Source organism: Bacteroidales bacterium (assembly GCA_026418905.1).
Classification (GTDB): Bacteria; Bacteroidota; Bacteroidia; order Bacteroidales; family DTU049; genus JAOAAK01.
The window spans coordinates 1-11,828 of the sequence record JAOAAK010000029.1 but is presented as its reverse complement, the minus strand read 5'-3'; the positions used below and the strand labels follow the sequence as shown (position 1 = coordinate 11,828).

At 35.5% G+C, this 11,828-nt stretch carries 12 protein-coding genes; 10 read left to right on the top strand and 2 right to left on the bottom strand.

What is annotated here, in order from left to right; all coding sequences use genetic code 11:
- Window position 1 precedes the first annotated feature (1 nt).
- From truA to N2Z72_05520, 4 genes are all read left to right on the top strand, one after another.
- Window positions 2-808 (top strand): tRNA pseudouridine(38-40) synthase TruA, encoded by an 807-nt coding sequence (gene truA, locus N2Z72_05535; protein MCX7697141.1) that lies wholly within the window; start codon window positions 2-4, stop codon window positions 806-808.
- 70 nt (window positions 809-878) lie between these two features.
- On the top strand, window positions 879-1,799 hold the full coding sequence (locus N2Z72_05530; GenBank protein MCX7697140.1) for a 3-phosphoglycerate dehydrogenase: 921 nt from the start codon (window positions 879-881) through the stop codon (window positions 1,797-1,799).
- A gap of 13 nt (window positions 1,800-1,812) precedes the next feature.
- Window positions 1,813-2,265, top strand: a complete 453-nt coding sequence (locus tag N2Z72_05525) for a four helix bundle protein (protein ID MCX7697139.1) — start codon at window positions 1,813-1,815, stop codon at window positions 2,263-2,265.
- 12 nt (window positions 2,266-2,277) lie between these two features.
- Entirely contained in the window at window positions 2,278-3,525 is a 1,248-nt protein-coding gene (locus N2Z72_05520) for a DUF1015 family protein (protein MCX7697138.1), read from the top strand.
- A gap of 10 nt (window positions 3,526-3,535) precedes the next feature.
- Here N2Z72_05520 and gldA read toward each other — a convergent pair whose 3' ends face one another.
- Window positions 3,536-4,447 (bottom strand): gliding motility-associated ABC transporter ATP-binding subunit GldA, encoded by a 912-nt coding sequence (gene gldA, locus N2Z72_05515; protein ID MCX7697137.1) that lies wholly within the window; start codon window positions 4,445-4,447, stop codon window positions 3,536-3,538.
- 110 nt (window positions 4,448-4,557) lie between these two features.
- On the opposite strand from gldA, the gene N2Z72_05510 reads away from it, so the two are divergent.
- The 3 genes from N2Z72_05510 to N2Z72_05500 all read left to right on the top strand — a co-directional run bounded on the left by N2Z72_05510 (window position 4,558) and on the right by N2Z72_05500 (window position 7,543).
- Window positions 4,558-5,598 (top strand): hypothetical protein, encoded by a 1,041-nt coding sequence (locus tag N2Z72_05510; GenBank protein MCX7697136.1) that lies wholly within the window; start codon window positions 4,558-4,560, stop codon window positions 5,596-5,598.
- Between the two features lie 91 nt (window positions 5,599-5,689).
- Window positions 5,690-6,601: a magnesium transporter CorA family protein gene (locus N2Z72_05505; GenBank protein ID MCX7697135.1), complete on the top strand. Its 912-nt coding sequence runs from the start codon at window positions 5,690-5,692 to the stop codon at window positions 6,599-6,601.
- A 9-nt stretch (window positions 6,602-6,610) separates the two neighbouring features.
- On the top strand, window positions 6,611-7,543 hold the full coding sequence (locus tag N2Z72_05500) for an EamA family transporter (protein MCX7697134.1): 933 nt from the start codon (window positions 6,611-6,613) through the stop codon (window positions 7,541-7,543).
- Here the strand turns inward: N2Z72_05500 and N2Z72_05495 are convergent.
- Window positions 7,524-8,429, bottom strand: a complete 906-nt coding sequence (locus N2Z72_05495; GenBank protein MCX7697133.1) for a sulfite exporter TauE/SafE family protein — start codon at window positions 8,427-8,429, stop codon at window positions 7,524-7,526. The two genes, N2Z72_05500 and N2Z72_05495, sit on opposite strands and share 20 nt — an antisense overlap.
- 95 nt (window positions 8,430-8,524) lie before the next feature.
- Between N2Z72_05495 and N2Z72_05490 the strand changes: the two genes are divergently transcribed.
- The 3 genes from N2Z72_05490 (at window position 8,525) to N2Z72_05480 (ending at window position 11,784) form a co-directional block, all read left to right on the top strand.
- Window positions 8,525-9,850 carry a PhoH family protein gene (locus N2Z72_05490; protein ID MCX7697132.1) on the top strand — a complete coding sequence of 442 codons (1,326 nt, stop codon included), beginning with the start codon at window positions 8,525-8,527 and terminating at the stop codon, window positions 9,848-9,850.
- A 379-nt stretch (window positions 9,851-10,229) separates the two neighbouring features.
- Window positions 10,230-10,466, top strand: coding sequence for a hypothetical protein (locus tag N2Z72_05485; GenBank protein ID MCX7697131.1), 237 nt, complete (start codon window positions 10,230-10,232; stop codon window positions 10,464-10,466).
- 883 nt (window positions 10,467-11,349) lie between these two features.
- On the top strand, window positions 11,350-11,784 hold the full coding sequence (locus N2Z72_05480; GenBank protein MCX7697130.1) for a hypothetical protein: 435 nt from the start codon (window positions 11,350-11,352) through the stop codon (window positions 11,782-11,784).
- Window positions 11,785-11,828 lie beyond the last annotated feature (44 nt).

Sequence of the window (11,828 nt, the reverse complement as noted above, 5' to 3'; positions counted from 1 at the left end):
TATGTATCGTTATGCTATTGAGCTAAGTTATAGAGGTGACGAATTTTGTGGTTGGCAGAGGCAGAAAAACGCACGTTCAGTGCAAGAAGAACTAGAGGAAAAGCTAGAAATTTTTATTCATCAAAAAACGACAATTACTGGATGTGGAAGAACAGATACAGGGGTTCATGCTCGTTATTATGTAGCACACGTAGACCTACATCACCCTATTGAAAACATATGCGACTTTATTTATCATTGGAACGCGGTTTTGCATAAACACATAGTTGTCCACAACATGCATCCTGTTGCGCCACGATGGAATGCTCGTTATTATGCTATTTCGAGAGAATATCGTTATTTTATATGCCGAAGTAAAGACCCTTTTTTATATCAATTTTCGTGGTATTTTCCGGCAGAACTTGATCTAGAGAAAATGAACAGAGCTGCTGCTTTACTCATTGGTAGGCATGATTTTACTGGATTCGCTAAAAAAGGCGGAGGACAGAAAACAGGAATATGTCATGTCCAAAAAGCTTTTTTTTCCGAACGAGAAAATTGGCTGATTTTCCAGATTGCTGCTGATAGATTTCTTAGAGGTATGGTAAGAATTATAGTTGGGACCCTCATCGAAGTAGGCAAAGGTAATATTTCGTTTGACGATATTCAAATAGCTCTTGACACCAGAACTCGGTTATCTCAAGTGACAATGGTTCCATCTCATGCACTATTTCTTTGGAATATCATATATCCTGATTTTCCACCAAGTAAGCAAAGCAATATAGAAACATCGTTAAATAATCAAATTTTTACGATGTTTTTTGATTAAATAAAAAATAAAAAAACATTCACTCATATCATTTTTTTTTTTACTTTTGGCAATTGAAAAAGTTCAAAATATGAAAATTCTGGTTGCTACGGAAAAGCCATTTGCTTCATCAGCAGTTAATGCAATACGCAAGGTAGTAGAGGATGGTGGTTTTGAATTTTTATTATTAGAAAAATATACAGATAAACAACAGTTGTTGGATGCAGTTAAGGAAGTTCATGCACTTATCGTGAGGAGTGACATAGTAGATGAAGAAGTTGTAGCAAATGCTCCAGAATTAAAAATAGTAGTACGGGCAGGGGCAGGGTATGATAATATTGATTTGAATGCTTGTACGAAAAGGGGCATTGTCGTTATGAATACCCCAGGTCAGAACAGTAATGCTGTGGCTGAATTAGCTATAGGCATGATGATTTATATAGCTAGAAATAAATTTGATGGATCTAGCGGAACTGAACTTCGTGGAAAAACACTCGGATTGCATGCTTATGGTTACGTAGCTAGAGCTCTAGCACGTATTGCTAAAGGGTTTGAAATGGAACTCATGGCATACGATCCTTTTATTGATCAAAAAGAAATAGAGAACGATGGCGTAAAGGTAGCTAAATCTATCGAAGAATTGTATTCTTCTAATCAGTATGTTTCACTTCATATACCAGCTAATGATCAAACCAAAAAGTCCATTAATTATTCTCTACTCTCTTTGTTACCTAAGAATGCTGTTCTTGTTAACACGGCAAGAAAGGAGATCATTCATGAAGAAGATTTACTCAGAATTTTTGAAGAACGTTCAGATATAAAATACGTTAGTGATGTGATTCCTGATCAAGTTGATGTATTTGTTAACAAATACGGTAATCGAATTTTCTTTACACCTAAGAAAATGGGAGCTCAGACTTCTGAAGCAAATAACAACGCCGGAATTGCAGCTGCCCATCAAATTGTTCGATTTTTTAAAGAAGGAGACACAACATTTCAGGTTAATAAATAAAAAACACTAGATTATGGAAAACAGAAGTTTTAACTTTTTCCGCTTTGAAGATTTGAGAGTTTATCACAAAGCGTTGGATTTTAGCCGTTTCGTCAACGGTATGTTGAAGAGCATTCCAGGAGATGACGTACTAGACCAGACAAAGCTTGCATTTTCAAAATCTGCTCTGAACATATCTGTCAATATTGCAGAGGGAAGTGGTCGAAACAAAAGTCAGTTTATTTATTACTTAAAAATGGCTAAAAGTTCCATACGCGAATGTGTGGTTTATTCTACATCTTTGCTGAACGAAGGCTACATTTCTCAAGAAAAATTTGATGAAAGTAAGCAGTATCTTATTGAACTATCTAAAATGGTAGGGGCTTTAATTACTTCGTTACAGCGTGGGCCACGCCGCAACTATGAACCCCAAACCGATGCTGACGAAGAAGAAGATCTTCCCAATTTATCAGAACATAATACTTAAAATAGGTTTAAGATGGCAATATTGCGTCCGTTTAAAGGTCTAAGGCCTCCTAAGTCTATTGTATCCATGATGGCCGCAAGACCTTATGATGTGTTGAATTCAGAAGAAGCTCGCATTGAAGCTGAAGGAAATCCTTATTCTTTACTTCATATTACTCGACCAGAAATTGATTTTCCTCCTGGCAAAGATGAGCATGATCCAGATGTTTACGAAAAAGCAAGGGAAAATTTTATTAATTTTCAAAAAGCTGGGTGGCTTTTACAGGATGACAAGCCGTATTTATATATTTATGCTCAAACCATGTGGGGAAAAACTCAATATGGGATTGTGGGGTGTTCTAGCGTTGATGATTACTTTAATAACGTCATAAAAAAACATGAACTCACTAGAAAAGACAAGGAAGAGGATAGAATGAAACATGTTCGGGTTACCAATGCTAATATGGAGCCTGTCTTTTTTGCTTATCCTTCGTTGCCTGAATTAGACAATTTAGTAATAAATTACGCTAAAAATCACGAACCCGAATATGATTTTGTAGCTCCAGATGGTGTTGGTCATCATTTTTGGGTTATTCGAGAAGAAAACATTATTAGCCAAATCGTAGACTTGTATGCTACTTTACCTTGCGTGTATGTGGCTGATGGTCATCATCGAACAGCTGCTGCAGCTCTTGTCGGCAAAGAAAAAAGAGAACAAAATCCTGGCTATACAGGCAATGAAGAATTTAATTTTTTCATGTCGGTGAATTTTCCAGACAACCAACTAACTATCATAGATTATAACCGGGTAGTAAAAGATCTCAATGGTTTAACAGTTGAAGAATTTATCAAAGCTCTGGAAAAGGATTTTCTAGTTGAATTGAAGGGAGAGGAACCTTATAAACCAGAATCCCTGCACACTTTTGGAATGTATATTGATGGCAGATGGTATGCTTTAAAGGCTTACCCTCACACATACGATGAAAATGATCCTATTGGTAATCTTGATGTCACCATTCTCTCGATACATGTATTGGATAAAATACTAGGTATTAAAGACTTAAGAACAGACAAAAGAATTGATTTTGTTGGTGGGATACGAGGCTTGGGAGAGCTAAAGAAGCGTGTTGATAGCGGTGAGATGAAGGTTGCATTTGCTTTATATCCCGTTTCCATGAAGCAACTTATGACCATTGCTGATGCGGGACAAATTATGCCTCCTAAGACAACTTGGTTTGAACCAAAACTGCGAAGCGGTCTTGTTGTTCATTTGTTAGATTAAATCATTCAGCTTATTGTGATTTAGTGAGCTCGTGAAAGATTTCTTCGAGGCTTGTTTTTCTGTGTTGAAGTGAGATGATGGTGAGTTTCTTTTCTACAGCATAATTAAAAAGTAATTTGCTACATTCGTCAGGACGTGATGTGCTAATTTCGTATAGCTGATTGTCTTTTTTATGAACGTAATCCACAAATTTCAGTTGCAGTAAGTCATTGACGGGAACGTTTTTGTCAAATTCAACAACAATAAGATTTTGTTGTTGCTGAATCGATCGTAAATCCTGGGGAGAACCATCGGCTATAAGTTTTCCCTTGTGAATAATGACGACTCTATTACAGATAGCTTCGACTTCTTGCATTATGTGAGTAGAGAGGAGAATGGTTTTCCTTTTACCTAGTTGTTTGATGAGTTCACGTATCTCGATAATTTGATTGGGATCAAGACCGCTTGTTGGTTCATCAAGAATTAGAATAGGAGGGTCATGAATAATGGCCTGGGCGAGGCCAACTCTTTGTTTGAACCCTTTGGATAAAGCTCCTATTTTCTTATGAGCTTCGGGTTCTAATCCAGTGATTTCGATGATTTCTCGCACTCTTTGGGATTTGTTTGATATTTTGTAAATACCAGCTACAAACATTAAAAATTCAGGTACGTGCATATCGTAATAGAGTGGATTATTTTCGGGAAGATAGCCAATCGAACGTTTTACGGCCAAAGGTTGTTTTGAAATATCGAAACCTGCTACAATGGCTTGTCCTGATGTAGGGGAAATATAGCCTGTCAATATTTTCATTAAAGTAGATTTACCAGCACCGTTGGGTCCAAGTAATCCTACAATTTCTCCACTACTTATACTCAAAGTAATATCATCTAGGGCTTTTTGTTGACCATAAACTTTAGTAATATGTTTGATTTCAATAGACATAAAATTTTTTTCAAATTTAGAAAAACCTATAACCTGTAATGTTATACTAGTAATATTATAAAAGTTTTTTTGTTTGAAAGAAATATTATATTTTTGACAAAAATTGCCATATGTTTAAAACATACGTAATACCCAGCATTGTTGAAGTAAATCAACTCGAGTTAAATCAGATTGCTCCCGATTTAATCAACGGCTTGCGAATTTTCGACGAGTTTAACCAAGGATATTTGATTGGTAATTTGGCTTTATCCGAAGGCTTGTCTCCTCAGAAAATGATCAACAGCTCACCTGATGATAGGGATTATAAATTGTTGGCAAAGAGCGCTCTTTTGCTTGCTTCTGAAGAATCTAATACAGCTATTTACTTGACTACTGGTTTTCCTTCTGTAACTTATCAAATTTATAGAAACAAGGCAATTGAATTGCTGCAAACAAATCATCTGGTTAGATACGATGCTAATGTTTTTTCAAACAAAGGGATTCAGGAAAAGGAAATTCCAGTAGCAAAAGTATTTGTTTTACCTGAATTAATGGGTTCTGATATTTTTATAAGGGCAGCTTCGAGTGAAAAGGTAGATTCATATTTCTTATTAAGTTTGGGATACGGAACTTTTGAAGCTGCCCTGAGTATCGAAAGTGGTATTGTCCAGAGAACAGTTGTTTCGACCGCTGGGATAAGATATGCTGTGATAAATGCAGCCAGAGAGCTAATGAAGAATCATTATGTTGGGCTTAAGACGGAACATCAGTTTGATTTCGGTTTCAGAGAAGGAAGAATTGTCATTAACAGAGAGAATATTTCACTAGTTGATCTCAGGAGAAAACATCTGCAGCAATATTACTTGCAGGTTATTTCTCCTTCACTTGCTAAGGCTTTTACTGATGCAGATTTTGCTCGTGCTAATGCTATGTTCATTGTGGGTGGGGGAGCTTATTATAGTGACCTCATTGCAATGTTTCAGCAAGAATTTGGTAAAATTATGCCTATTAAAGTATTACCTGAACCCACTTTAACAGCCTCCAAGGGCTTTGCTATTTACAGCAAGCGTCAGGCTGAAAATGCTAATGTTATGCAGGTGGGATTAGATATCGGTAATGCCAATACGGTAGTGACTATTTTACAAGAAGATGTGTTTAAACAGTTTGCATAAAAATTTAATTTTTTATTAAACCCTCAGAAATGAGGGTTTTTTTATTTTATTTGACTAATTTTGTCAAAAGCTCACGATTTAATTTCGATGCATGATTCAGAAATTACACTATGGAAATCTTGTTTGGTTTAATATTGCTCATCCTACGGATGAGGATTATGATTTTCTTTCAGGTAATTTTGAATTTCACCCTTTAGATATTGAAGATTGTCGTACTCGGCAGCAACGATCAAAAATAGATATTTATGATGACTATTATTTTCTCATTTTACATTTTCCTTATTTTGATAAAATCAACCGTTTCATAAAAATTAAGGAAATCAAAATTTTTTGGGGAAAAAATTACATCATAACCGTTGGCAATACACATTGGATTATTCGTGATTTGTTTGAAGAAACGCAACTAAAAGTAGAACAAGGAGAAGAGGTTGATTATCTTATTTCGTCCGATAAGACTTTGTATGTGATCATTGAGTCTCTTCTCAAAGAAACTTTGCAAGTTCTGACAAGAGTTGAAAGCGAGATCGATAACATCAATCGTTACATGTTTTCAAAAAATGCTGTAAAAATCATCGAGAAAATATCTTATACCCGAAGGAATATTATTCTATTAAATACGACTTTTAAACCTCAGTTGCGTGTTATTCAGCTTTTTGAATTAGGTAAAGTGAAAGGCTTCGAGCCCGACATGGAAGAATACTGGGGAAACATTGCCGACTATTATCAAAGGATTATGGATATGATCGAAGATGATCAGGAGCTTATTGAAGGGCTTGCTAAGACGATTGATTCTATGCTCGTAAACAGAACGAATGAAATTGTAAAAATCCTCACGATGATCAGTACCATCATGCTGCCGTTAACATTCATTACCGGTGTGTATGGAATGAATATCCTCTTGCCTTTTCAAGAAGATACATGGGCATTTTATTATGTAGTAGGTTTTATGCTATTTGTGGCGGCTTTTATGCTCTTTGTGTTCAAACGGAAGAACTGGATGTAATTTTTCTTAATGAATAAAAAAACGATATTTTCTGTTCTTATTTTCCTTTTCCTTGTTCTTGTGTGGGGAAGCTCATTTATTTTAATCAAAAAATCTTTGCAATATTTATCACCTTTGTCTGTAGGAATGCTTCGAGTTTTTTTTACTTTTATTTTTTTAGTTCCTGTCTTTTTTAAATATATTCGGCAAATTAATGTACATACGTTTTTTTATGCTTTATTGGCAGGTTTTGTGGGGAATTTTTTTCCTGCGATTTTGTATGCATTCGCTCAGAAAGGAGTGGATAGCTATGTTGCTGGTGTTTTAAATAGTACCACTACCTTGTTTGCACTAATCGTAGGTATTTTATTTTTTAAATTTCGCTCAAACTGGATACAATGGATAGGTGTTATGATTGGATTTTTAGGAGTCATAGGATTATTGCTGTTTGCCGGTGATCGCAACGTAAGTTGGAATTTGTTTCATGGTTCAATGATAATTTTGGCAACCATCATGTATGGTTTTAACTTACACATAATTAAACGCTATCTTTCTTTTCTTCCTTCTCCTGCTATTGTCTCAATAGCTTTTTCACTTCCGGGGCTAGTTTCTTTGATTGTTTTATCTCTAGGCGACGGAGAAAAAATTATTCTAAATCAGGATGCGTGGCAAGGAGTAATTTACGTTTTAATTTTAGCTTGGCTCGGTTCAGCTATAGCTTTGATTTTGTATTATTATCTTATTAAAATAGCTTCCGTTATATTTTCTGCTTCTGTCACGTATGTTATGCCCATTGTGTCATTGTGTTGGGGAATATGGGATGGCGAACGCATAGGTCTGACACATATTTTGATGATATTTGTGATATTATGTGGCGTCTTTTTAGCTAACTTGGATGTATTTTTTCGAGATTGTAATAATAAGATTGCTTTTTTGAAAATATTTACTGCAAATAAACAATAATGTTTCTCAAACTTAATAGAATAATCAAAATACCTACAATTAACATGGCTTTATATGGAGGAATCTTGTGAATAAGAAAAGCAGCCATAGGTGATGCAATCATTCCACCTAAAATAAGTCCTAAGATAATTGGCCAATTGCTTAAACCAATCATGATGGTAAAAGTTCCTGAAGCTACGAAAGCAATAAAAAATTCAGCAGCGTTGACACTCCCAATGGTTTTTCTAGGACGATTCCCCATCCCAATTAACGTGGTGGTAACGATAGGTCCCCATCCACCACCACCAGATGCGTCAAATAAACCTCCCAAAAAAGCAAGTGGTATGACACCTTTTAGAGTTTTCTTAAAGAAAAACATTTTGAAACTTTTCAAAATAATCACTACACCCATGATCATTAAATAGATAGAAATGAAGGGAATGGCATTTTTTCCATCAAAGGAACTTAGGATATAAGCTCCTATAATCGCCCCTACAATTCCAGGAAAGATAAGCTTGAGAAAAAGTTTTTTATCAATATTTCCGAATTGCCAATGAGACAACCCTGAAGCTCCCGTCGTGAATATTTCTGCAAAATGAATACTAGCACTTGCTGTTGCAGGTGAAATCCCCATGCTTAATAAGAAAGTATTCGAACTTACTCCATATGCCATTCCAAGAGTACCATCTATGATTTGAGCGATAAAACCCACCAAAAGGGAAAGAAAAAAAATAGAACTGTTCAATGATTGAATCAGTTGCTTCGTGTTATTCCAAGTAGCTTCGCTTCCCCAAAAATAAATACTACTTAAAATCAGTAAAATAAGTGCTAATGCTACTATGAGTCCGAAAAGGTAAAATCTCAATAGTCTTCTGAACGACACAACTTCAGCTCTCGAAGATTTCATTTTTTTGCAAAAATATATAATTTATATTAGATAAGTAGACATTATATAGATTTTATCATGAGAAAAATTGACTACATTAGCACAAAATCTTTTTGATGAAAAGGAAGAAAAAAATTTTTGTTCTCGATACGAATGTCGTCTTACATGACTATCGTTGCATTTATAAGTTTGAGGAAAACGATCTGGTAATCCCTATTGTGGTACTAGAGGAACTTGATAAGCTGAAAAAAGGATCTGATCTCATCAGTTACAATGCAAGAGAATTTACACGTGAATTAGACAAACTTGCCGGCAAAAGATTTTTTAAAGATGGCGTCCCTTTGGGAAAAGGACTTGGAAAGCTGTATGTAGAAACGGGTAAAGAATTCTCAAAAAAATTAGCTGAATCTTTTCCCGAAAAGACACCTGATCATCGAATACTTGCCATTGCTGATTTTTTGTCTTCAACTTCGACGACGCCAGTTATTCTTGTTACGAAAGACATCAATTTACGAATGAAGGCCAAATCACTTGGTATTGAAGCTGAAGACTATGAATCCGATAAAGTTCAGAATCTTGATCAAGTGACGGAAAAGGTACCTGTGATTGAAGGAATTCCTGAAAAATTGATTACAGCCTTATACCAAACCCAAGAAGGAATACCATGGTCAGAATTTAAATTTTCTTTTCCTCCTGTCGCACATCAATACCTTATTCTGAAGAATCAGAGAAAGAGTGCACTCGTACATTATGATGATGAGACAGGCTATGTACAGCGTGTAGAAAAGAAAAAGATTTTTGGTATAGAGCCACGCAACGCTGAACAAACATTTGCCATAGATGCATTGCTGCGCGACTCAGCCCAACTTGTAAGTCTTACAGGTAGAGCCGGTACGGGAAAGACTCTGCTTGCATTGGCTGCAGCTCTTCACCAACGGAAATATTTTAACCAGATTCTCGTAGCCCGTCCAATTGTTCCGCTTTCCAATCGAGATTTAGGATATCTGCCTGGAGATGTTAAGGAAAAAATAGCTCCTTATATGCAACCCCTGTTTGATAACCTCAATGTTATTCGTTATCAATTCAAGACCAATTCTTCTGAAGTTAAAATTATCGATGAAATGCTTAAGAACGAAACTCTCATCATAGAGCCTTTGGCATATATCAGGGGAAGAAGTCTTTCGAATGTTTTTTTCATCATTGATGAAGCTCAAAATCTGACTCCACATGAGGTCAAAACCATCATAACTCGCGCTGGAGAAGGGTGCAAATTGGTTTTTACCGGTGATATTGAGCAAATAGATTCACCATATTTGGATAGCAAATCCAATGGATTGACTTATATGACCGATCGCATGAAAGGCCAATCTCTGTTTGCCCACGTCAATTTGATTAAGGGCGAACGTAGTTATTTGGCTGAATTAGCAAGTACGTTGTTGTAATCTTAATACTTCATGGACAAATCCATAATTGCTCTGGTGGTATTCATATTGACCTATATTGGAGTTATTTTTACTCACCTTCTCTGGGTAAAATTTAGACAGACCATCGGCAGCCTTTACGGGAGCTATAGCGATGGTATTGTTGGGTGTAATGAGTTTTGAAGAAGCTATTGCTGCTATTGATTTTTCTAAGTTGTTATAGTATTTGGAGTTAGATTTGAATAATACCGTGGTAGTTATCTCTATTCCTAGGATCTATTTCAGTTTGTCGCACATCGTAACCTTTGCTGAATTAATAATGAAATGAACAGTGATACTTATTTTGTTTCATTATTCGTGGTGATTCATCGACTAATAAATGTAAGGAGGCTGGATGTTTATGGTGGAAGTTCATGCTTCGGATTTGCTATGGCTTTCGATGGCTTCTGCTGCAACATTGGCTGGCAATGCAACCATGGTAGGAGCAATTGCTCATCTTATCGTTGTTGAAGTTGCCACTTGTCAAGGAATTCGCATTTCATTTGTGATATTTTTGAAAACTTTCTTGATTTTAACTTTACTTACGATGCTCATACCTGTGGCTGTTTTAGGGTTTGAATGGTTCATGTTTTCTTGAGATTTTTTGGAACATTTCATCAAATATGAATAACTATTTTAATGAGATATGATAGGGGACGCAAACATAAGTCATGAATCATTGGAGCAGAAAAATTGAAATATTTTAAAAAAATTAGGGTTTGCTGATAGGAGATTGGAAAAATTTTATAAGAATACTCACTGTTACTTGATTTTTCATTGAATATTTTCTCGAATCCAAATAATATTTACGACGGAAGGATGATCATTAAGGAAATCATCTTACGTTTATAATTGAGAAAAGCAAAGTTCTCTTGTTGAAAAAACTGTGTAATAGATAAGGATAAACCTTTAAATGGTCGGACGCAAATGAAAATATGACTTAGAAGAAGTAAAAAAATAAATACCAACTAGGCATGTTAAGTCACAACGCTTTATAAGGAAAAAGAAGTCAATACAAACCATGTAGGCATGTAGGTGAGAATGCCCAAGGAATGACTACCGTTTGCAGAGAGCTTTGAGTCGAATTCAGGTAGTAAGCAGCTCTGAAGGAAAACGAGACGAAAGAGAGCAGGACAAAAGCTTGACAAGAAAATGTTTGGTTATAAGCAGTAATAAAAGATTAAGAAGCTAAGTCATGTAACTATTTTTCTTTTATTTACCAAGAAGGAAGTTAGTACAAATTCTTTCGTATTTGTTAGCAAACCATACCGAAACGTTAGAGGATAGGTGGTGCAAAGGCAAGGCGCTCCATAAATTTGGTATAGGATAAATATTAGTCATTATCAGTGCCCAACATCGTGGTATGAAAAGAGATAGATTTTAAATGACATGAACGAAATTCTTAAAATCGATAAATTTTTAGTTGGAAGTTAAATCATATAATTATTTTTTTTATTTTTGCTCACCAAAATTAAGTTTATATGAAAAAGTTAATTGTTTTTTTGTCATTATTAGGGTTTTTAGTATCGTGCACAACCATTAGTAGGATTATGCGTGAGCCACAAACCAGGTTGGAACTTGAACGAGAAGATTTGGAGCTTTCTCCACAAGTTACAGCTGAGGCTACAACCACAAAAATTCTAGGTGTTGATTGGGCTCGTCTGTTCATATCAAAGGAAGCAAGTACAGAAAAAGATGGATTTATTCCTTTTTCCATTGTAAATATACCTGTGATAGGAAATGTCTTGCTTGATAAAACAGCCAATTATGCTCTGTACGAACTCATGGAAAAAAATCCGGGTTACGATATAGTTCTATATCCTCAATACGAAATTAAGAACCTCAAACCTGTAGGTATTCCCATTGTAGTTATAACTACTGCAAAAGTCACTGCACGCCTAGCAAAAATTAAGTAAATGAAGTGATGAATAAAGGTGTTAAAAAGCCATCTTTGGATGGC